The sequence below is a fragment of the Fulvivirga lutea genome (assembly GCF_017068455.1).
Classification (GTDB): domain Bacteria; phylum Bacteroidota; class Bacteroidia; order Cytophagales; family Cyclobacteriaceae; genus Fulvivirga; species Fulvivirga lutea.
Genome location: NZ_CP070608.1, coordinates 1,980,676 through 2,002,655 on the forward strand (window position 1 = coordinate 1,980,676; position 21,980 = coordinate 2,002,655).

The 21,980-nt window shown below is 38.0% G+C and carries 20 protein-coding genes and 1 tRNA gene; 11 read left to right on the top strand and 10 right to left on the bottom strand.

Annotated elements, in window-relative coordinates; translation table 11 throughout:
* The first annotated feature begins 26 nt into the window (after positions 1 to 26).
* The 4 genes from JR347_RS08990 (at position 27) to JR347_RS09005 (ending at position 3,048) form a co-directional block, all read left to right on the top strand.
* Positions 27 to 587, top strand: a complete 561-nt coding sequence (locus JR347_RS08990) for a hypothetical protein (protein WP_205723717.1) — start codon at positions 27 to 29, stop codon at positions 585 to 587.
* A gap of 2 nt (positions 588 to 589) precedes the next feature.
* Entirely contained in the window at positions 590 to 1,243 is a 654-nt protein-coding gene (locus JR347_RS08995) for a hypothetical protein (protein ID WP_205723718.1), read from the top strand.
* 121 nt (positions 1,244 to 1,364) lie between these two features.
* A complete protein-coding gene (locus JR347_RS09000) occupies positions 1,365 to 1,745 on the top strand; it encodes an Imm63 family immunity protein (RefSeq protein ID WP_205723719.1) in 381 nt (126 codons plus the stop codon).
* A gap of 4 nt (positions 1,746 to 1,749) precedes the next feature.
* Positions 1,750 to 3,048 (top strand): hypothetical protein, encoded by a 1,299-nt coding sequence (locus tag JR347_RS09005; protein ID WP_205723720.1) that lies wholly within the window; start codon positions 1,750 to 1,752, stop codon positions 3,046 to 3,048.
* 193 nt (positions 3,049 to 3,241) lie between these two features.
* On the opposite strand, the gene JR347_RS09010 is transcribed toward JR347_RS09005, so the two are convergent.
* Positions 3,242 to 3,315, bottom strand: a tRNA-Ile gene (locus tag JR347_RS09010).
* A gap of 129 nt (positions 3,316 to 3,444) precedes the next feature.
* On the opposite strand from JR347_RS09010, the gene JR347_RS09015 reads away from it, so the two are divergent.
* Together JR347_RS09015 and JR347_RS09020 are read left to right on the top strand one after the other, a co-directional pair.
* A complete protein-coding gene (locus tag JR347_RS09015) occupies positions 3,445 to 4,071 on the top strand; it encodes an HAD family hydrolase (protein WP_205723721.1) in 627 nt (208 codons plus the stop codon).
* On the top strand, positions 4,061 to 5,287 hold the full coding sequence (locus JR347_RS09020; protein WP_205723722.1) for a site-2 protease family protein: 1,227 nt from the start codon (positions 4,061 to 4,063) through the stop codon (positions 5,285 to 5,287). Before JR347_RS09015 ends, JR347_RS09020 begins: the two co-directional genes overlap by 11 nt.
* Positions 5,288 to 5,684: 397 nt before the next feature.
* On the opposite strand, the gene JR347_RS09025 is transcribed toward JR347_RS09020, so the two are convergent.
* From JR347_RS09025 to JR347_RS09055, 7 genes are all read right to left on the bottom strand, one after another.
* Positions 5,685 to 5,978, bottom strand: a complete 294-nt coding sequence (locus tag JR347_RS09025; protein ID WP_205723723.1) for a rhodanese-like domain-containing protein — start codon at positions 5,976 to 5,978, stop codon at positions 5,685 to 5,687.
* The gene (locus JR347_RS09030; RefSeq protein WP_205723724.1) at positions 5,975 to 7,834 is read right to left on the bottom strand and encodes a T9SS type A sorting domain-containing protein; all 1,860 of its coding nucleotides are present in this window, start codon (positions 7,832 to 7,834) and stop codon (positions 5,975 to 5,977) included. Before JR347_RS09030 ends, JR347_RS09025 begins: the two co-directional genes overlap by 4 nt.
* A complete protein-coding gene (locus JR347_RS09035; protein WP_235689785.1) occupies positions 7,831 to 8,628 on the bottom strand; it encodes a PASTA domain-containing protein in 798 nt (265 codons plus the stop codon). The genes JR347_RS09030 and JR347_RS09035 overlap by 4 nt, the downstream gene beginning before the upstream one ends.
* Before the next feature lie 72 nt (positions 8,629 to 8,700).
* Positions 8,701 to 9,771: a D-alanine--D-alanine ligase family protein gene (locus JR347_RS09040; RefSeq protein WP_205723725.1), complete on the bottom strand. Its 1,071-nt coding sequence runs from the start codon at positions 9,769 to 9,771 to the stop codon at positions 8,701 to 8,703.
* A gap of 54 nt (positions 9,772 to 9,825) precedes the next feature.
* Positions 9,826 to 12,792: a T9SS-dependent choice-of-anchor J family protein gene (locus JR347_RS09045; protein WP_205723726.1), complete on the bottom strand. Its 2,967-nt coding sequence runs from the start codon at positions 12,790 to 12,792 to the stop codon at positions 9,826 to 9,828.
* A 74-nt stretch (positions 12,793 to 12,866) separates the two neighbouring features.
* Positions 12,867 to 13,169: a NifU family protein gene (locus JR347_RS09050; protein WP_205723727.1), complete on the bottom strand. Its 303-nt coding sequence runs from the start codon at positions 13,167 to 13,169 to the stop codon at positions 12,867 to 12,869.
* On the bottom strand, positions 13,169 to 14,263 hold the full coding sequence (locus JR347_RS09055) for an Mrp/NBP35 family ATP-binding protein (protein WP_205723728.1): 1,095 nt from the start codon (positions 14,261 to 14,263) through the stop codon (positions 13,169 to 13,171). Before JR347_RS09055 ends, JR347_RS09050 begins: the two co-directional genes overlap by 1 nt.
* A gap of 138 nt (positions 14,264 to 14,401) precedes the next feature.
* On the opposite strand from JR347_RS09055, the gene dnaG reads away from it, so the two are divergent.
* The 5 genes from dnaG (at position 14,402) to JR347_RS09080 (ending at position 20,977) form a co-directional block, all read left to right on the top strand.
* On the top strand, positions 14,402 to 16,327 hold the full coding sequence (gene dnaG, locus JR347_RS09060; RefSeq protein WP_205723729.1) for a DNA primase: 1,926 nt from the start codon (positions 14,402 to 14,404) through the stop codon (positions 16,325 to 16,327).
* A 146-nt stretch (positions 16,328 to 16,473) separates the two neighbouring features.
* Positions 16,474 to 16,857, top strand: a complete 384-nt coding sequence (locus JR347_RS09065) for an endonuclease domain-containing protein (protein WP_205723730.1) — start codon at positions 16,474 to 16,476, stop codon at positions 16,855 to 16,857.
* 184 nt (positions 16,858 to 17,041) lie between these two features.
* Entirely contained in the window at positions 17,042 to 18,568 is a 1,527-nt protein-coding gene (locus JR347_RS09070; protein WP_205723731.1) for a CRTAC1 family protein, read from the top strand.
* 131 nt (positions 18,569 to 18,699) lie between these two features.
* Positions 18,700 to 19,077: a hypothetical protein gene (locus tag JR347_RS09075; RefSeq protein WP_205723732.1), complete on the top strand. Its 378-nt coding sequence runs from the start codon at positions 18,700 to 18,702 to the stop codon at positions 19,075 to 19,077.
* Positions 19,078 to 19,102: 25 nt separating this feature from the next.
* Complete coding sequence (locus tag JR347_RS09080; RefSeq protein WP_205723733.1) at positions 19,103 to 20,977, top strand: tetratricopeptide repeat-containing sensor histidine kinase; 1,875 nt, start codon at positions 19,103 to 19,105, stop codon at positions 20,975 to 20,977.
* On the opposite strand, the gene JR347_RS09085 is transcribed toward JR347_RS09080, so the two are convergent.
* Together JR347_RS09085 and JR347_RS09090 are read right to left on the bottom strand one after the other, a co-directional pair.
* Positions 20,974 to 21,501, bottom strand: a complete 528-nt coding sequence (locus tag JR347_RS09085) for a hypothetical protein (protein WP_205723734.1) — start codon at positions 21,499 to 21,501, stop codon at positions 20,974 to 20,976. The genes JR347_RS09080 and JR347_RS09085 overlap by 4 nt on opposite strands.
* 31 nt (positions 21,502 to 21,532) lie before the next feature.
* Positions 21,533 to 21,907 carry an ankyrin repeat domain-containing protein gene (locus JR347_RS09090; RefSeq protein WP_205723735.1) on the bottom strand — a complete coding sequence of 125 codons (375 nt, stop codon included), beginning with the start codon at positions 21,905 to 21,907 and terminating at the stop codon, positions 21,533 to 21,535.
* Positions 21,908 to 21,980 lie beyond the last annotated feature (73 nt).

Here is a 21,980-nt window from a genome sequence, read left to right on the forward strand (position 1 = left end):
TTAAAATAGAACAGAAAAATACGATATTGAATAAAGCAGCCCTTGAGTTTGAAAGAGTCAGTCAAAGCCTTGAATCTGATGCTATTGTTAACGTCTATTATCAATTTGATGTTGAAGGATTTGTTAATACACGAGAGATCAAGAAATTAGAGTTTGAGTATATACCACTTTCTAAATTGATATTAGAGATGGCTTCAGGTAGATATTTCACTTTTTTTGACTCTTCGAAGTTTTTGGAGAATCAAGGATATTACACTTTAGACATAAAGGTGGAAGAGTCTTTAGATATCGATTCAAAAAAAATCATACAATCTGAATATAATCAATGGACTAAGTTTTTAAATGAGCAAGTGTCTAAAGTAGATGTACTTTGGGATTATTTATACAATAATTTTTATCAGGACAATCCTTCTGATCTTTATCCAAAAGGATTGGAAATTAAGTTTTCTGAGCATAAAAGTATTGTCATTGCAGCTAGCGAACTTGAAATTGTAAGTGGGGAGTACAATTTTATGTGCCCAGATGAAGCTCTAATAGTGTTCTTTTCTAGAAAATTTTATGACAAACATTTAGGAGTTAAAAATTAATATTGAAGGAGTTAGGATTACTTATGGAAGATTACGCAATAATTGAATTTCCTGTAGGTAAAGCCTTTGACGAAATGACCCCAAAAGAGGGTAGAATCACCTTTGAGTGGTTTATTGGAATTATCCCCGAAAGGATGGCCATTTTGGAAAATGAAATCCATCAGGATTATCCAACATGGCGGGCTGATTATACGCGTGAATCCTTGTTTAATTTGGGTAAATGGGTAAAGTCCCATGTAAAAATGCGAAAGTTTGAAGAGCATGAAAAAGAAAACATGATAAGGGAAAGAGGTATGACTAAATTCCAGGCAGATTTGATCCGGGAAATGGATGAGAAGCTTTCCCCAGGTTCGGAACGCATTCGTTTCGATGCAGGTATCTATTTGGGAGAAACTTTGAAAAAAAATATTGAACACTTGGAGTGGCAGTATGAAAAGAGAAAACGAATGGCAAGTAAAGGTAGTCCTATTTTAGCATTAAAGAAAAACTCACCTATTAAATACCATCCTATGATAGTATTGCAGATATCTCGGACTACAACAATTGGCCTTGCAGAGGGAGATACTAAAGATGATCAATTTGTGTATATTTATGATCGATGGTATAAGAATTTTACAAAAGGTCCACGTACTTTGCCTCCTGACCTATTGCCTTAAAATGCGATATTGAACTGCAATATTATATAGCCTTATTCTTTCTAAATTATGGTACAAACAACTAAAGTATATAAATTATTTGACGTCTAAGATTGACCAAATTGATAAGCATATTTTAACTTTGGCTCTAATAATCAATGCGCCTAGTGATTATTTACCAACATATAATACTCCTAAAGGAGATGGTCATCCATGTGTTAAAATTGAAGGTTCAAAATTTTATTTGGTTTATGAAGAGAGTGGCATTGAACACGAACGTAAATTGGCTAAGGACTTAAACGAACTAATGTATTACGTGTTTGATGATATCACTTATTTAATGGCTAGTGATTATGAATTGAAAAATAGAGAATCAGGTGAAGATCCAAGGAAAAAGCTACTTGAGAAACAATTGGAATTAATGAATAAAATCTCCATCCCGTTTGCTGAAAGACTTAGAACCAGAATTTCAAATATATTACGAGTTTCTCCTTACAGAAAACCGCCTAAATTCTTAATATAATTCTGTGAAGCCAATTTTATCACTTTTTATAGTATTATGTTTTTACAATCTGTCAGCTCAATCAGAAAGAATTACTGATCGTATTCTTTCAGAAAAGAGTATTAATAAAGTGAATGCCATTGAAGATCCAGTAAAAAAGTTAAAGAAATACAAAAAGCTTTATTCCAAGGATAGCGCTAAGCAAGCAAAAAAAGAACGTAAATACTGGAGAAATAAAGCAGATAGTCTCCTACACTCATCTGACACTAACACTCAATTACTTGATTCAGTAGACGCACAAGTGAGCGAAGTAGAACTAAACAAGGTCACTAAAATAACTAATGACTCTTCATTTTTTAATGTGGGTGTAGAAGAAGGGAAAGAGGTTGTAAATAAAATAGAAAAGCCAGCAGAGGTAGACTTGATTACGGACATTAAACCTGATTCAACTTGGGATGATCAGCTAAAAAACAAGGCTAAAGAAGAACTAAATAAAACTGAAAAACCTGTGTTGGCACAGGAGTTAATGTCAATCGAAGGCATAGATATTACTTCAGGCATTGATAGTGCTAATGTATCGGCAGTTGAACAAAAAGGGAAACAATTAGGGAAGGAGACCTTAAACAATACTGATGAGTTCAAAGAACTAAATAATGCCTCTGAACAATCTGAAACCATGAAGGAAGAGTGGCTGGGTCAAGGAGAATTACCAATAGATAGTAGTGGCATAGATGAAGAAAAGTTAAAAAACCGTGCTAAAGAACAGGCAATGAAGCTAGCAACAGAGCAAGCGGGTTTTAGTAAAATAGGGAGATTGAAAAGTAAGTATAGCAAAATTGTAAATTCGAATGATTTAAGTTCTGCAGTGAAAAGAAACTCTTTGGAAGGAGAGCCAATAGGTGATCGTCTAATTTTGGGAGGTAATTTTACTATCGTTGAATCTAATCCATTGGTTTTAGATTTAACAGGCTCCATCGGGTATAAATTATCTAAGAAATGGGTGATAGGTTTGCAAGCTTCACATAGAATCGCAGAAGCAGATTCGATATCCGTGAGTGGCGGTAGACTTTTTGCTAACTATGACATTGCCAAGAATTTTTTCTTTGCCTCAGAGATTGAAATGCTAAGAAAAAAATACAAATCTGAAGAATTATCTCGTGAAGACTGGATACCGGGTTTATTTGCCGGTATAGGAAGAAAATTCAAAGTGTTTAAAAACTTAAATGGACAGGTAGCATTACTCTATAATTTTACGCATGATAATAGTGCTGGAGTGTATAATAAGCCGTTAGTTGTGAGGTTTGGGTTTAATATTAGTAAGTGAAGTAGATATCTTCATGTGAAATTATACTCGTTTGTTTAAAGTTCACTCAATGTATTATTCAATTACCACCAGGATGAACTTCTATTTTAAAATCAGTAAATAACAAGAAATAATTAATCTGAATGTTTGCAAATTGTTTGCAATTAAAACAAAAAAGCACCTACGTATTAACGTAAGTGCTTGATTTTCAGGGTGGGCCCACCTGGGCTCGAACCAGGGACCCCTTGATTATGAGTCAAGTGCTCTAACCAGCTGAGCTATAGGCCCTATTACAGTTAGCAATTTTCAAAGTTCAATTAACAAATAATTGCTCATTGTTAATTGCCCATTGCTAATTGATTTTGGGACTGCAATATTAGATATTTGCCTACAATATCACAAACAAAAATTTTAAAATTGAGTAGCCAATCTATTAAGCATTTAATCTTCGATTTGGGCGGTGTAATCATTAATCTGGATACCGCATTAACCATCAAAGCATTTGCGGAACTCACCAATAAATCAATAGATCGGGTGATAGAATTTTCTACTTCACATAGTGGTTTTCACGCGTATGAGAAGGGAGAAATTTCCAATAGTGAATTTAGAGACGTGATTCGGGAAATGGCCGAAAGGGAAATTACCAATGAGCAAATAGACTTAGCATGGAATGCAATGATTCTGGATTTGCCATTGGAGCGAATACAACTACTTCAGCAGCTCAAAAAAGACTATTCAATTTATTTGTTAAGCAACACAAATTTCATTCACATGGATCGTGTCAATGAAGTGAGGAGTGAGGCAGGGCATCCGGAGTTTAATACACTCTTTCATCAAGATTACTATTCCCATATCATGGGTAAACGTAAGCCTGATGCTGCTATTTTTGAGCAGGTAATTCAAGAGCAAAACCTCAATCCTGAGCATACTCTTTTTCTGGATGATAATTTAGCCAACATTGAAGGCGCAAGCCGGCTTGGTTTACAAACGCTTCATGTAACTTCGCCATTGGTGATGATGGAATACTTTAACAATGGACGATAAGCTAAAAAAGTACTTAATACATAGCGGACTATTTATAATCACCTTTTTCACTGCTACGGTAGCAGGTACATGGTGGATCAACGGTAAAATCTTATTCTTCACGGATTATAACTGGAAAGACTTTGAGCTAGGCATGGCTTACTCTATACCTTTCTTGTTGATTTTAACTGTGCATGAATTTGGCCATTATTTCACTGCTAAATACCATAAAGTAAAAACCACCCTACCTTTTTATATTCCCATTCCACCATTTCCAATGTCAATCGGCACAATGGGCGCTATCATCAGAATTAAGGAGCACATTAAATCAACCAAAGTTCATTTTGATATTGGTATCTCAGGCCCGATTGCGGGTTTTGTGATAGCTGTAGGTGCCCTTATTTACGGCTATAGCACCTTGCCCGAGCTAGATTACCTGTTCGAAATTCACCCAGAATACGAACAGTTTGGAGAGAACTACGAAGATCATGTATATACATGGGAGTTTCAGGAAAAAATGATGTATCAGGCCTATTTGGATACCCGAACTCAAGATTCCCTAAATGCTGTAAATGATGGGAAAATTGATGGCTGGTCATTCCCTGAATTTCAGAAGCAATCGGAAATACCAAATATTTCTGTTAGCAAGCCATTGCTAATGCTGTTTATGGAGTCTTTCGTAAGCGACCAAAAGCTGGTTCCAAATTCACGTGAAATGATGCATTACCCAATTCTGATGGCAGGTTTTCTGGCCTTGCTCGTGACAGCTTTAAACTTGCTACCTATAGGTCAGCTTGATGGTGGACATGTGCTTTATGGCATGGTGGGGTTTCATTGGCATAAACGAATTGCTACATGGTTCTTTCTAGGGTTTTTGCTCTATGCTGGGATGGGTTATCTCACACCGTATGATGGTATTGATAATCTCATGTGGAATGTACCAATCTACATCGGGTTTCTATATATAACACTGCGAGGATTAAAGAAAACGCAGCAAGAAACATTGATGTATGCGCTAATCCTCTTTTCGATTCAGTTTGTTGTGCCCATGTTTATTCCTATAAAAGGATATTCGGGCTGGCTGTTTTTCGGACTGATTCTAGGACGCTTTATTGGTATTTATCACCCGCCTTCGGTAGACGAACGTGCTCTTAGCCCTGAAAGAAAACTTTTAGGCTGGTTGGCACTAATCATTTTCATTATTTCGGTGAGTCCGGCACCTATTATTTTTGAGTAAAAATGTAGTCTATCGTCATGTTGAGCCTGTCGAAGAATGGTATGACACGCTCAAATTCAAAGTCATCCTGACGGAGGAAGGATCTTCCTTGATTAGTTCAATAATATAAATAACATCGTCAATCGAACTTAGTAAGATGCCTCCTTTTGTCGGCATGACAGGCTCAATAAATAGGCACTCTGAGGTGCAAGGGACCTTCCTTGGTTAGAACAGCGATAGCGAAGAACATGGTCGACCCTACTTAGTAAGATGCCTCCTTTTGTCGGCATGACAGGCTCAATAAATAGGCACTCTGAGGTGCAAGGGACCTTCCTAGATTAGAACAGCGATAGCGAAGAACATGGTCGACCCTACTGAGTAAGATGCCTCCTAATGTCGGCATGACGTTAAAGGTAAATCACCCCAAATACCCCTCAATACCACCTTGCAGGCTTTTTACATTTTTAAAACCCTGTTGTGTGAGGTACTTCATAGCCTGATTACTTCTGGAGCCGGACTTGCAATGAACGATCACCTCTTTATTTCTGCAATAATCCAGTTTATGTAACGAGTGTGGTAAATCAGCTAAAGGAATATTTTCGGCACCAATATTCAACTCGTCATATTCCCAGGCTTCTCTTACATCAATGATTATTAAATTTTCACCATTTGTCAACCGGTTTTTTAATTCCGTTGCACTGATTACACTCATTTTTTGATGATTTTAAACGTTTTGGTTTGATTCGATTTGATAACGTTCACCAGGTAGATACCAGCAGGCTGCTGCGATAGGTCGAACGTGATTTTATCTCCTGATGGCTTACTGGTTTCAATAGCCCTGCCATAAAGGTCATAGAGTGAAGCCCTATCAATTTCTCCTTCAATATGGATAACGCCTGTGGTAGGATTGGGGTAAATCAATGTATTCTTAAATAATTGATCGTCTATTCCGGTGACATCATCCGGAACAAACTTTCCGAATACAGGACGAATCATAAAACTCCCTTTCAAATCTTCGGCTGGCTTCTGTTGCCATAACGTACCGATATTAAAAAATACTTTATCATTGGAGTTGTTATCGATATCGTACCCCACTCCCAAAACACCTTCATTGTTTTGTCGGTAGCCAATAAAAAAAGTATCAGCTACAGCTACGGGATTACTAAATTCATAGCGAATAAATTTGTTGGGCTTGGCATCTCTTAAAATGGTGAATGTCTCTCTGTAAATAATATCACCCGGAATGGTATCCACTTTATCCCAAACAATCACGTCAACCGATCTTCCAGCGGGCTCAGTAATTGAAAGTGGAAAGTACATGTCTATGGCAATTAATGTGTCCTCGACAGTAGGAGGCACGGGAAATTGAATGGCCAGTCGGTTTCCTGAAAAGTTTAATCCTGCGGTGAGTTCTGCTGAACCATCGTCATAGGCATAATAATCTTTTAAAACATAGTGATTTCGGACGGTATCGTTAATTCTAAAATCAATCGGATCAAATATTAAATCATAATCTCCGGTAGGAGGAAGGACATTATCAGTTGGGTTGATAAATGTTTTTACATTTAGAAATATGGAATCCTGATCTTCCGGGATGTTAATATTCGTAAAAAAGTCATCAATACTTTCAGTGTTTCTATTGGGAGCCTGTACACTTTCCGTATCTCTGAATACAGGTGCTATTTCAGATGTATCGCCCACATTATTAAGCCATGTAATTAGCTGCGCTGAATAAAAATTATCGTAAGGTTGGCGTTCATCATTTGGGTTATCGACTGAAGTTACCTCGTATTCTGGTATTTGATTTTGATTGGTTCGATAGTGCTTGGCAGGTACGGAAGTAAATCCATTTAATATACTCGTTAGTGGCTTGCCAATGGTTCTATCAGGGTAGTTATCATCATTTAAACTACGGTCACTATTCATGTACACATAATCGATATTCCAGACATCAAAGAAGCCAACAGGTCTCCCAAAACTCTGAATTTTGAACTGAAACGCTTCGTGAAAAAAGTTATCACTGTCCAATCTTATGAGTTGTTGTACAAATTCTCCCGAACGATCCAATATACTACCTCTCGGCCAGACAGTAATCCACTCTTCGTTTGAATTAAGCATCTCCACTCTTATTGAATCACTATCTTCTGGGTTTTCGCCATTTCCGCCAAACTGGTAATAGAAACTTAGAAAAACTTCATCGGCAACTGTGAGTGAACTTAAATCTATAAAGCAAGATGTAAGTGCATCTGTAGGGCCGGTAGTGCTTCCGGTATAGCCCTGACCCGAAGCATTCACCCCATCCAGACTGGCTACCCCAATACTCGGAGGGTTGGCACCCAATCCGTTTCCTACGTACACGCCATCACTTTCAAACCATAAACTATCGGAGGGTACATTATCTATAGCAAAGGAAAAATCGTCCCAAAACGGTAAGTTGATGGTCGTGTTTTCAGTACGAGCATTGGTGTTTTTACTTTTCTTAGTCGGTTTAACAATGGGCGAATACGTGATTTGCCCGAAAAGTATTTGTGTGGTAAAAAATAATATGAAACCTAAGCAGTACCTCATTCTTCCATTTCTGAATTCAACTCCACATCGCTTTCGGGTACTATCCACAAGTTAATTACATCTCCAATTTTAATTTCAGCACCTTCTTCAGGGTCTTGTTTGATTACGATACTTTTTTGACCTACCGTATCACCTTCCACTGTAACTAATCCAACACCCAGGTTCGAGCCCAAAATAATAAATTGAGCATCTTCAAAGGTGTTACCTGTCAATCGAGGTGTTTTAAAATTACTCTGAGCGTAACCATTACCTACCACTAAATCAACGGTAGAACCTTTATCAATACGATCGCCTTCATTTAATACCTTGCCGTTGCTGCTCATCTCTAATACCAAATTCAAAAACTGGCTCGGGCGATAAGTAATTTGACCTCTTTTTAATTCATTACTAGCTAATACTGCTTCTGCATTTCTTAATGACCTGTCAACCAATTCAGGCACCGGTACTGTTGGTGGCTTTACTCGGTTTACCGACACAAATATTTTCCTATTTTCTTTTACTCGAGATCCAGGTTTTGGATACTGCTTCAGAATTGTAAGTGGCGGATGTTTTTCTGAATAACTTGAATCATTCACCTCGTAACGTAAATTACGCTTTAACAGAAAATCCTCCAGGTCTTTCATCTGAATTCCTTCCAGATTAGGTACGGTAATACTTTCACCATGATTTGTAAAAGCAGGCAAATAGCCATAAAAAAAGTATAAGGTAGAACCTATGAGTATAACTATGGCAATGCCCAGTTGAATGAGAAAGCCTCTTATCGTATCCGATTCAATATTGAAAGGTAGTTTCAATGCTTTTTATTTAGATTAATAAACAAACGGTCAAACTTAACTAAATCTTGTTTGAGGATGAAGAAAATAACCTTATGGTTGGTATTCGTTGCTCACTCGTTGCTTTTCCTGATACTTTGTTAATGCCATGTCAATGAGTTTGGTAATCAAATCAGTAAAGGAGATGCCTCGTTCTTGCCACATCATAGGGAACATACTTGAATTAGTAAAACCCGGTATGGTGTTAATCTCATTTACTAATATCTCACCATTATCTTTTAAAAATAGGTCTACACGGGAAAAATCTTCACAACCCAACGCTTTATAAGCCCTTAATGATAGATGTTGTATCTGTTTCGCTACTACATCATCCACATCAGCAGGTACTTTTAATTCAACGGCATTAGGGTCCAGGTATTTAGCTTCATAGGTGTAAAACTCATAGTCTTTACTGATCACAATTTCAGCAGGTAAGGATGCTATAGGCTCTCTGTTACCCATTACTGAACATTCCAGTTCTCTGCCGGAAATGTATTCTTCAAACAAAACCACATTATCAAAGCGGAAGGCTTCTTCGAGTGCTTTGTTAAAATCGTCCTTTGATTTTACTTTAGCCACACCTACTGATGAACCCAGGTTGGCAGCCTTCACCATAAATGGCAAACCGAGTGTAGCATTCAAGTAATCGAAATCAATGGTATTTTTTTCACTGAAAGTGTAAGTGAGAAACTTACTTGTTGGAATATTAGCACTTTCAAGCAGTTTCTTTGAATATAGTTTGCTCATGGATAGTGCAGAACCCAATACACCTGTGCCAACAAAAGGTAATTCAAAAGCCTCCAGCAAACCCTGGATGCTACCATCTTCACCATCTGTTCCGTGAAGTACGGGAAAGATGATATCAGGAGTGATTACCTCATTGGTAGCAAGGTTTTTAAATCCCGGTTTTTGTGTTGACAAAATCAGGGCTAGCGGGTCACAACCTTCAAATGTGTCATCTACTGTTGTTTTTAAAAACCAATCGCCTTTTGGTGAAATTCCTATAGGTATTGGTGCAAATTTTGATTTATCGATGTACTCGAAAATATTGCGTGCTGAATTAATAGATATTTGGTGCTCTACCGATTTCCCACCAAAGATGATTGCGATTGATTTAATAGCCATTTTGAGGTTTGATAATTGCCTCAAATATAAGGCAAAGAAACAGCTTATTGAATATTAATTAAGCTTCATAATGCGTTCGGTGGTAGAAAAGGTTTCGCCTTCCAGCCGAACGAGATAAATACCGGCAGGTTCATTCACAATTGAAAAATCAAACGTCTGATTGAGTATATTGTCTAAGTTTCCTGCATACACTTCCTGACCGCTTAAATTCACAACTTGCACCTTTACTTTTTGTCTCTCTTTTAAATCGAATCGCAGTTTGTATTCACCAGTGCTGGGGTTGGGGAACAGGTAATATTCAGCATCCGGGAAAATTTCAGTTGTATAAATCTGTACATCATCAATGTAGATATTATTGCCGTTTCTATTGGTATTCACAAAGGCGAGTCGCACTTCAGTTAAGTCCCTGAAATCATTTAAGTTAAGCGACTCGGTTCTCCATGTAGATGGAGTAGGCGGGTTGCCATTGAATTGTCCAGTTGCCAGATCATCACCAACCTTGTTGTAAAGAACAATGTCAAAATCATCACCGCAATTGGTGGATAGAAGTAGGGCAAGGCCGTCTTCTGTGTTATTCAATCGTGAGTAGGCAACATCAAAAGTGAGGGTAATCTCACTGGCATTGCTAAAATCAAGTGTCGGGCTTACCAGCCAATCGCGTTCTCCAATTTCTGGATAGCCTGCATTTTCCATAAACGCATACTCTCTGCCATTGCTGGAAGCCGCGGCCCATGTATTGCTTTGGTCATGATTAACCACTACCCATTCTGAGAAGTCCAGGTCATCAAAGTCTTTCCTTAGCGGGACAATATCACTACTTTCATCAATATAAAATTCATAAGCTAAGGTTGAAGTTTCAGCGGTATTAGGAAGTTGAATAGTAACTGACAGCGTGTGACTTCCGATGGCTAAGTTGGAAAGAGGGATGTTGATGTTTTCGCTAAAACCAGGTTGCAGCGGGCTTGTAAAATTGAATGTTTGAGCGAGTTCTGTATTACGATCCAGTATATAGGCAATATCAACCGTTGAAACAGGAACAATTCCATCATTAACTACTTCAATAATTAATTCCTGGTCTGACACACAAGATACCGGTGAAGGTGAAACAATTCTGTTCTCTACATCATCTACACTTATATTATCGATGTATAAATTATTGCCAAAGGCATTTTTAGCAATAAATGTGATTTGAAGAGACTCTTCACCTAAATATTCTGCCAAGTCAATAGATTCATTGCGCCAATCTGCTTCCGAAGCAGGTGAGAAATTGCCAGTGGAATTGCCCGCAGTGCTCAATTCCGCTGCTTGCTTAAAGTAAATGGTATCTGCATCGGTTAATGGGTTGGCGCATTGTCTGCCCATCACTACGGTGAGTGATTCTAATTCAACTCCCGGGTATCGGGCATAGGCCACATCAAAAGAAAGCTTGGCTGTGGTTCTATCCCGCAGGCTTATTACAGGTGAGCTAAACAAGTCTATGGCACCTTCATTTTCATAGCTGTAAAACTCAACATACAAGGCCTGATTACTTATTTCACCATTATCAGCGGCCACCAATTCCCAGGTGCGTAGTCCATCTAAATTGGAAGTGAACCATGAATCGGGTGGTTGATTAAAATTTAAAGCAATGGGTGCAGTGCCAAGGGGAGGCAGAGAAAGTTCAACAGTTTCTAAATCATTCAAGCCATTTTCATCAGTGGTATTATTCACCGAAGTAATTTCAAATGTTAACTCAAATTTTCCTGGGTCAATATTAGCGAGGCTCAACTCCTCGAATGTGACTGTGTCAATTTCTAATAGGTTGAGAGAATTGTTAAACGTATTGGTAGCTACTTCAGCACCATCAATTGACGCTGTGAGTTCATAAGTGCTTATGATGTTATCGCCATAATTACGCACTGCCAAGATTGGAGTAAATGAATCACCACAAATGCTTATCGTTGGAGATACAATGGTTCTAATCCCTAAATCATTACTTACTATCACTGGAGGTACTGTGCCTAAACTATTTTTTAAGGATGCTCTTCTAGGACTATTATCAATTACTACCCGCATTCTGTCTTTTTGATCCGAAGTGAATAGGTTCATACAGACATCATCTGTGTAGTCCATATAATTCTGAAACATATCAGGCAAATCCGGAGAATCATTACTACAGCTGTTTGGGCCGGGGAAGTCACACAAACCCAGGCCGCCATTATCGGTTCTGGCTAGTGGCGTATCATCACAGAAATCATCCACATTACAATTTCCATCGCCCCAGATATGCCTTAGGCCAAAATAATGACCTACCTCATGGGTGGTAGTTCTTCCTCTATCATAGGCGGTACTCACATTTGCAGGCGGATATTTAAGCTTTGATCCGAATGTTCGATAATCAATGACTACGCCATCGGTAAGCCTGCTGTTACTTGCCTCTTCCAGCCCTTCCAGCGATGAGGAAACGGGAAACTGGGCATAGCCAAGAAAATCATTACCCAAATCCGTAACCCAGATATTTAAGTAATCTTCGGCAGGCCAGTAGCTCAAAGATTTTAATTCATAATTATCTGCCAGAAACCATAAATCTCTGCCGCCATCGATTCGATTGATACCTGTTGTTGCTAAACCTTCGGGGTCTCTACTGGCTAATTCAAAGTTTATTTCGATATCTGCTGCTATGGGCTGAAAGGTGGTAGGGGTGTTGTCACGATCGGCATTGGTTCTGCGGAAATCTTCATTGAGCACTTCTATCTGTGATAAAATTTGCTCATCGGAAATATTTAAGCCACTTCCAATAGTTTCACCTTTGTGTATGATGTGAACTACTACAGGTACTGTAACCACTTCGGCTTCGGTGCGTTCTTGCCGGTTAGTCTCACTCTTGCGTATTGATAGCCTTTGCTGCATCCATTGCTCAAAATGCTCGGTGGTTTCGCTCACCTTATTTTTGTCTTTGAGCATTTGCTGATACATTTCAATACCGCAACGATCTTGCGCTTCAACGCCTAAAAGAGTGATGAAAAAAAAGCCTGCGATCAACAGGCTCTTTATGATTTCGATATTTCTTATTTTTTTCAGCTTCTCACTAATTAATGAGTTGAAAACGATGTTTTTTACATCATATTGTCTGGAAGCTTGGCATTAGGATCATCCGGTAAGGTGATATTCAATGCTTCCACATGTTTAATTTCAGGAACTGCCTTTTTGATAGCTTCTTCTACACCAGCCTTCAACGTCATGGTTGACATTGGGCAAGAGCCACACGCTCCTAATAATTCTAACTTCACAGTCATGTCATCAGTAATTTCTACTACTTTAACATTTCCACCATCAGTTTCTAAGTAAGGGCGAATACTATCCAACGCCTTATCTATTCTTGAAACTAACTCCTCCGACACTAAATTTGATGTTTCCATTATGCGTTCATTTCCACTTTTTTCGTCTTTTCCATGTTGGCGTTTCTAATAGCTACTTGTCGAGCCATTGCTTCGGCCAATTGATTAAAGGATTCTGCTGTTGCATCATCTTTCATTACTACCGGCAACCCGCTATCACCACTTTCTCTAATGCTCTGAACCAAAGGTATTTGCCCCAGTAACGGGACATTATGTTTTTCCGCTAAGTTCAAACCACCATCTTGTCCAAATATGTAATATTTATTGTCTGGTAGCTCTGCAGGAGTAAAGTACGCCATATTTTCAATAATACCCAACACAGGCACATTGATCTGTGGCTGTTTGAACATAGCCAATCCTTTTCTGGCATCTGCCAAAGCCACTTTTTGTGGTGTTGTCACTACAACAGCTCCGGTTACAGGCACCGTTTGCACTAGTGTTAGGTGAATATCACTTGTTCCGGGCGGTAAGTCTATCAGTAAATAATCCAGTTCGCCCCATTCTGTATCAGCAATAAACTGGCGTAAGGCAGAACTTGCCATTGGTCCTCGCCAAACTACAGCATTATCTGCAGGTGCAAGAAATCCAATTGAAATAAGTTTGATACCATACTGTTCAAGAGGTACGATCAGGTTTTTACCGTTCACTTGTTTAACCTCAGGCTGCTCACCTTCACAATTAAACATTGTAGGAATGGAAGGACCGTAAATATCTGCATCAATAATACCTACTTTGGCACCTTTGTTTTTAAGTGCAACAGCCAGGTTGGCCGTAACCGTAGATTTACCAACTCCACCTTTACCTGATGATATGGCGATAATATTTTTAACTCCGGGAAGTATTGGCCCATCGTTTCGGGTGGTAGTCACATTCGATGTCATGTGTATTTCCACAGACAATGATTTATCCAAATGCTTATGAATAGCATCTATACAGTTGTTCTTTATTAATTCTTTCAGCGGACATGCCGGTGTGGTAAGCACCACAGTGAATTTTACAGTATCACTGAAAATTTCAATATCCTTGATCATGTTGAGCGTTACCAGATCTTTCTTTAAATCCGGATCATCAACTGTAGATAGTGCTTTTAGTACGTCTGATTCCTTAAATGCCATATTCCCTCGTCTTCAATTCAATTTTTGCGCAATTTAGCCTTTCTGGTTCGTTTTTAGTAACAATTGAAATACAAAATAAGTTGTGGTCAATCACCTTTCTATTTGATTATATTTAACTTTGATGTCCAACTACAAAAATTGATAGCAAAACAGACCATACAGGAAGTTCAGGATAGGGCAGATATTGAAGATATTGTATCTGATTACGTTACCCTTAAACGGAAGGGTAGCGGTAAATACTTGTGGGCTTGCTGTCCATTCCATGATGAGAAAACTCCTTCTTTTGCTGTAACTCCAGATAGAGGTATTTACAAGTGTTTCGGATGTGGTAAGTCAGGAGACAGCATCAACTTTGTAATGGAGCATGATGGATTGAATTATGTGGAAACCATCAGGCATCTGGCAAAAAAGTATGGTATTGAGATTATAGAAGATGAACAGACTGATGATCAGTTAGCTGAACAGAATGAAAAAGACAGTCTGTACATTGTTCTTAATTATGCCAATGAATACTTCAAAAAACAACTTCTGGAGACAGATGAAGGCAAATCCATCGGTTTAAGCTATTTTAAAGAGCGCGGCTATGATGCACCCATCATTGAAAAATTTCAGTTAGGTTATAGCCAAAGTGCCTGGGACTCACTTTTGCAGGATGCTACTAAAAACGCATACAATGAAGACTTGCTGGAAAAAGCAGGCCTGATTGTAAGGAAGGAGGGCGATAAAAAGTACGATCGTTTTAGAGGCAGAGTAATTTTTCCAATACATAATGTAACAGGTAAGGTGGTGGCTTTCGGTGCCCGAACGCTCAAGAAAGATGACAAACCTAAATACCTTAACTCTCCTGAAAGTGATGTTTATCACAAAAGCAAAATCCTTTACGGGTTGTATCAGGCAAAAGGCGCCATACGGCAGCAGGATAATTGCTATTTAGTAGAAGGCTATACGGATGTTATCTCGCTTCACCAGTCTGATATTGAGAATGTAGTAAGCTCAAGTGGCACATCACTAACGGACGAGCAGATTAAACTTATCAGCCGTTTTTCGCAGAATATAACCGTACTATTTGATGGCGATGCTGCTGGAATGAAGGCTTCGCTTCGGGGTATTGATATGATTCTTGAAGCCGGGATGAATGTGCGCGTGGTGGTTTTCCCTGAAGGAGAAGACCCGGATAGCTATTCCAAAAAACTTGGGACATCAGAATTTAAAGCCTTTTTAAAAGAGCATACTACAGATTTTATCAGCTTTAAAACAAGCTTGTATGCCGAAGAATCTGCTCGTGATCCATTAAAAAAGGCAGAATCAATCAAAGAGATCGTAAGCTCTATTGGTAAAATACCGGACGGGATCAAGCGCGCGGTTTACCTCAAAGAATCTTCGAAGCTTCTGGATATCGATGAATCAGTGCTGGTTGCTGAGTTGAATAAAATCCTGATAAAGGACAGAAGAAAAGATACTAAAAAAAGGGAGGAAGAAGCTACTGGAGAAAGGCTTTTAGATGAGCTGATCACAGAAACTGAGGTTAAGTCCATAGATGTTAAAGACCAGATTAGGATTCAGGAGCGTGAAAGCATCCGGTTACTCGTTAATTATGGGTTGAATGAAATTGAGGAGGAGTATAAAATATATAATTACCTGCTCAATGAGTTGGAGGATGTTGAGTTTGTAACTCCCGTTTACAAAGAAATATTTGAGCTCTTCAAAGAGCGTTTAGATCAGGGAGAGGTGATAGATGATCAGTATTTAATAGCCAATGGTTCTGAGGCTATTAAGAAAGAAGTGATTGATCTTGTGACCGAACGCAGAGAAATTAGTCCGAACTGGAATGATAAATATCAAATATTTATACCTGCAGAACACGATTTATTGGAGACAGTAGTTTACACACACGTGGCTCGCCTGAAATTCAGAGTCATTCAAAAGCTTATTACAGAGAATCTTGCCAAAATGAAAGTTGAAAAAGACTCCGAAGAGCAAGACAAGCTGTTTATCATTCACGACCGCCTCAAAAAATCTGAAATGGAGTTGGCCAAGGTGCTGGGTATTGTGGTTTCGAGGTGAGTTTAATCCCCCATACCCCCTTTATAAAAGGGGGATTTATTGTGCTTTCTACATAAGAATTGGTGTAATATTTAATTGTATTTTAATAAATTAGTTAATAATAAGTCCCCCTTGAAAAGGGGGTGTCCAAAGGACGGGGGATAACAATGTACTACTTACCTTACAATAAAAACCTGAAGCAATTTTCACGCTATTTGAGAAACAATAGTACACTCTCTGAAGTGCTTCTTTGGAATGAAATCAAAGCTCGGAAGATCAAGGGTTATCAATTTAACAGGCAAAAGCCTCTGAACAATTACATCGTAGATTTTTATTGCAAGCAATTAAATCTCGTCATTGAAGTAGACGGTTCCTCTCATTATCATGGCGATGCACCAATTAGAGATGCACAAAGGCAGACTATACTTGAATCTATGGGACTCAACTTCTTGCGTTTTGATGATATGGATGTTAAGAAGAATATTAATTCGGTGATTCAAATTATTTATGAATTCATTGAAGAATACGAGGCGTTGAATTCCCCAAGCTGAAAAGCCTACCGTCATTCCAACCTTGATTTGGAATCCCTAATTCTGAAACACACCATCGCGCAGAGATTCTGAATCAAGTTCAGAATGACAAACAAACTGCTTTTCAGCTATTAACATTTAGTCAAATATTATAGGAATTACCTGCATACAAAGGAAATAGAAGGTATTTACAAATAAAAAGACCATGAAATACCTTCTTGCAATTTTACTTATCACCTTTTGCTCACAAACATTCGCGCAACAATTTACGCTTATTGAAAAAGGCGAAATAGCCACTGATACCACCAATACCAACGGTGCCAGCTTTGTCGATTATGACAATGATGGCGACCTGGATATTTTTCTTTCCAATGCCAATACACCGTTTGGTTTCAATACGCTGTATAAGAATCAAGGGAATGACGTGTTTGAAAAAGTAAATGCCGGAGAGGTTACTAACATGCAGACAGTCTCTTTTGGCCATACCTGGGGTGATTACGATAATGATGGGTTGCTGGATCTTTTTGTGGTAAACGCCTTTACAAATATTGGCTCGCTTCTTTATAAAAATCTGGGTAACGACAAGTTTCAGCGAAATGAGAATTACAATTCAGGGAAGAGTAATGTAATGGGTTTTGCCGCCAGCTGGCGGGATTTTGATAATGATGGGTATTTGGATCTGACTGTGATTCACCCGGCCGGAGGGTTTGTAGGCTTGCCAACAACAGGAAATTTCCTGTTTAAGAATAATGGAGATCAGTTTGGGAGTTTTACAGAGGAATTAACTACACCTGTTACTAGACGAACAGCACCTTTTACCAATGCCAATTGGGTAGATTATGATATGGATGGCGACTCAGACTTGTTCATAGGCAGCGGTCCGGCTAACGGAACGTTGGCCCCAGATTTTCATTACAAAAATATGCTGAATGAGACAGGTGCGTTATCATTTCAGCAAATACGAAACACAACTTTTGCTAATGATTCTTTGGACGGACAAACATGGAATTGGATAGACATTGACAATGATGGTGATTTAGATGCCTACATGACCAACTGGGGCGGTGTACAAGGTGGATTTAAGAATAATTTGTATCTGAATAAAGGCGATACTATTGTGCGAGTGAATGAAGGAGCAATAGTAAATGACATTGGTATTTCATTAGCCAATGTGTGGGCAGATTTTGATAATGATGGTGACCTTGATGTGTATGTTGGAAATGGCGGTAATCAGCCAAATAGATATTATGAAAATGATGGAAAAGGAAATTTCACGAGTATTGAAAAAGGACACTTTGTAGAAACTGCTAAAAACACGTGGGGTGTAAGTGCCGGAGATTATAATAATGATGGCCGAGTAGATTTATTTGTGTCCAACAAGACTGGCTACATACGAGGGGGCGATGTAAATTTTCTTTACAGGAATGATACCAATAACAATAACAACTGGATTATTATTAAGTGTGTGGGCGAAAAATCAAATAAAACAGGAATAGGAACCAAAATAAAACTCACTTCTAAAATTGATGGTAAAGCCGTTACCCAGTATCGTGAAATTGGCTCTAACGCTACCTTTTTGGGTATCAACGACTTACGAGCTCATTTCGGATTGAATAAGTCTAAAACTATTGATAAAGTAGAACTGATTTGGCCTTCCGGTCAGGTGGATAGGTATGAAAATGTTAATTCTAATCAAATTCTGGTAGCTACGGAGGGCAAATCGTTGAAATAAGTTAAGTCTGAATTTTGGTATATAAACTTTCAGAATTTTAATTCAGCAGTTGTATTAGAATTGTTGTAATACTTACCGATTAAGTTTTAAATTCAAGCCTTCAAATTAATTGTTTAATTAAAGTTTATAAGATGGCTACAATAACTATGTACTTAAAGTACCAAAATGACGACTTGTATTATTCTATGGATAACACCAACTTTAGTCCTTTAGAGGAAGATACTGTAACTGGCGTTGATACTGGTGATACAGTTGTTTGGAGACTTGCTTCTAATAGCAATATTCTGAAAATCAACAACATAAATGTTAATGAAACTAAGGGAGGTCGTAAGTCAACAGATATTTGGGAAACAAAACCAAAGTCTAATGATGGAGGTCAGTCATTTCAAGGGCTTATTGAATCAGGTTTGGATAATACTCCTAAATACAATGGCTATACTATTAAGTATAAGACAGCAGATGGTGATAAAGAAAAGGATCCAGAGCTCAAACAGCCTGATGGAGCTTAACAATATATTCTTGATAAGAAATAAAATGGCGATAATAATCGCCATTTTTTGTTTCTTTTCGAATTCATTAGTTGCTCAGAAATACAATGTCTCTGATAGTCTCATTGAGATATTAGACAGGAATACAGAAGTTGGGGAATCAAAGCTTGATATTTTACATGATATAAGTTATCAAGTACCCCAACCAAATAAAAAGGCCAAGTATGCTGATTTACTAATTGAGGAAGCTGTTAAACAGAAAAACTATAGATATCATTATCTAGGGTATATCAGTAAAGGGTTTGCCCAAAAATTATTAGGCAATCATACTTCTTCATTAGAGGCCTATCTTAATGCAGTAAAAATTGCTAATCAAAAATCAGATTCAATTAGCCTTGGTGATGCATATACAAATATTGCTTCATTATATACAGCGCAAGAAGACTATGGTAAAGCAATTGAATATTATAAATTGGTTGAGGCCATCTATAGGAACAAAGTTGATCCTTCAAGAATTGCAGTTTTATTTGTTAATTATGGATATGCAGCCTATAAAGCAGAACAATTTGAACTAGCTCTTGAAGTTTTAAATAAAGCAAGTGCCATTAAAAACGGAATAAGTAATAGAGTTAAATCTTATGCAAAAAGTAATCTAGCTCTTGTACTTGCCAAAACAAATCAAATAGCAGCAGCCACTTCTCAACTAAATGAGGCCGTAGTAATAATGGAAAATAATCAAGATTACTACGCTATTTCAGATTGTTTAGTAGAGATTGGTGGGGTATATATCGATAATGGTCAAATAGAATTGGGAATTAAAAATCTTGAGGAGGGTTATAATATTGCACGGGAACACGGACTTAAGCAACAAATTCAGAATGCATCAAAGCACTTATCAGAAGCTTATAAAATAAAAGGCTACATTGAAAAGGCCTTTGAATATCAATCTAAATATTATGCATATCGTGATAGCTTGATGAGTGCAGAAAAAATTCGTGAACTAGGTGATTTAAGAACTGAATTTGAAGTTGGGCAGAAGCAGGCAGAAGTAGACTTGCTAACGGCAGAAAAGAAGACTCAAAAAATATTACTCTATGCAAGTACTGGAGGAGCAATCTTACTACTTGCTCTTGTTGGCTTGATTTACAAAAATAACCGAGACAAAACCAGGATTAATGCCATTCTTGAAGATCAAAAGGCTCAGCTAGAAGAACTGAATAAGACTAAAGACAAGTTTTTCTCCATTATCTCACATGACTTGCGCGGGCCGGTGCATGCATTTACAGGCATAAGCAGGCTCATAAAATACTCCGCAGAAGATAATGATAAAGAGGGGTTAGTAGAAATAGCAGAGCATGTCGAAAAAACGTCTAAAGATCTTTCCGGAATGTTAGATGGCATGCTAGAATGGGCCATGCAGCAGCAGGGTAGAATGGATTACAAACCTCAACAGGTTTCTTTGAAATCAATATTTGAAGGTATTAATACATTGTTTATTAATAGTGCGAAAGCCAAGAATATCCAATTGCAATTAGATGTTGATTCTGATGCTCAGGTATGGGTGGATAAAAACTCTACGCAGACCATTTTTAGAAACCTAGTAAATAATGCGATCAAGTTCACTCCTGAAGGAGGAAGTGTTACAGCATCTGTTTCGCAACTAGAGAACAGTGCTGAGATAAAAATTACGGATACGGGTATAGGCATCCCCAAAGAAAAATTATCACAATTGTTCAACCAGGTGGGTAGTAAGTCATCTTATGGCACAGATGGGGAAAAGGGCCTAGGTCTTGGTTTGCAGCTCGTTTATGAGTTCGTAAAAATGAACCAAGGTACTATTGAAGTTGAAAGTGACGAAGGGAAGGGGACAACCTTCTTAGTGAATCTGCCTTTATATTCGGATGAGCTTGCCTCTGTTTAATTCACATTAAACCTTGAAAGGTACTCTACTAACAGACCATATGTTTGGTGGCGGTCTATAGTTAACTTTTTTTGCTGCAATACATCTTCATACAGATTTTGGAAATTACTCAATTCAATATGTTTAAAGCACCCGAGAAGATGTCTTGCTATCGGGTTTTGAGGGTTTTCTCTTATCTCCTGATCAAATTTTTGGATAAACTCCTCATACCACTCTTTACGCTGTGTAAAATGATATAGCCGGATAAAAAATGCTTCTAATGTGTTTTTGGCTTCTGAAGAAGTGTAAAAATGCTTACGACATTTACCATCGAATGGCTTATCAGCGTATTTAAATAATTGATTGATAATATAGTCATTCAAGTTCAACGAATTCTCGTAAATGATATCCGTTTTGTACTTTGAATTGGTAAGAAAATACTGGCTATCGAACATGGAGTGAAGCAAACTATGGAATCGCTGGCATCTTTCATTGTCCATGAAAAAGCCGGGTGCAGCTGGTCCCTGTATGCTTATAAATTTCATCTCAAGCCAATTTTTCTATACTTTTTTGCTTTTAACTATTCACTCTTTCTTTAAGCAATTTTGCAATTGCTGGTTGATCATATTTTTCTGCAAATGCAAGTGCTGTGTCCCCCTGATGATTTTTTAATGAGGTATCGGCTCCATGATCCAATAGTAAATTAACAATTTTTTCTGACCCTTTAAAGCAAACACCCATTAATGCTGTATTGCCACTCGCATCCTGGGCATTAATATTGGCTCCGGATTCAAGCAGTATTTTGGCAGCATCAACATCGTCAAAGTAAGTAGCGAGAATTAATGGGGTGAAACCGCGTCCATCCGGATGGTTAACGACTTGTGGATTGTTGGTAATAATATTTTTAAGTGCAACCAGGTCTTTATTTCTCAGTGCTTCTGTAATGGTCATGGTTATGTAATATTTAGAAGTTTACCTCTAACTTAGTATAAGTTGTATTTATTAGTTTTATGTCTTTATAAGT

Coding starts and splice junctions, on each gene's coding strand:
- JR347_RS09080 (WP_205723733.1), top strand. CDS start 19,103: ATGGCGATAATAATCGCCATTTTTTGTTTCTTTTCGAATTCATTAGTT.
- JR347_RS09025 (WP_205723723.1), bottom strand. CDS start 5,978: ATGAGTGTAATCAGTGCAACGGAATTAAAAAACCGGTTGACAAATGGT.
- JR347_RS09065 (WP_205723730.1), top strand. CDS start 16,474: ATGTACTACTTACCTTACAATAAAAACCTGAAGCAATTTTCACGCTAT.
- JR347_RS09030 (WP_205723724.1), bottom strand. CDS start 7,834: ATGAGGTACTGCTTAGGTTTCATATTATTTTTTACCACACAAATACTT.
- JR347_RS09090 (WP_205723735.1), bottom strand. CDS start 21,907: ATGACCATTACAGAAGCACTGAGAAATAAAGACCTGGTTGCACTTAAA.
- JR347_RS09050 (WP_205723727.1), bottom strand. CDS start 13,169: ATGGAAACATCAAATTTAGTGTCGGAGGAGTTAGTTTCAAGAATAGAT.
- JR347_RS09040 (WP_205723725.1), bottom strand. CDS start 9,771: ATGGCTATTAAATCAATCGCAATCATCTTTGGTGGGAAATCGGTAGAG.
- JR347_RS09085 (WP_205723734.1), bottom strand. CDS start 21,501: ATGAAATTTATAAGCATACAGGGACCAGCTGCACCCGGCTTTTTCATG.
- JR347_RS09070 (WP_205723731.1), top strand. CDS start 17,042: ATGAAATACCTTCTTGCAATTTTACTTATCACCTTTTGCTCACAAACA.
- JR347_RS09055 (WP_205723728.1), bottom strand. CDS start 14,263: ATGGCATTTAAGGAATCAGACGTACTAAAAGCACTATCTACAGTTGAT.
- JR347_RS09020 (WP_205723722.1), top strand. CDS start 4,061: ATGGACGATAAGCTAAAAAAGTACTTAATACATAGCGGACTATTTATA.
- JR347_RS09075 (WP_205723732.1), top strand. CDS start 18,700: ATGGCTACAATAACTATGTACTTAAAGTACCAAAATGACGACTTGTAT.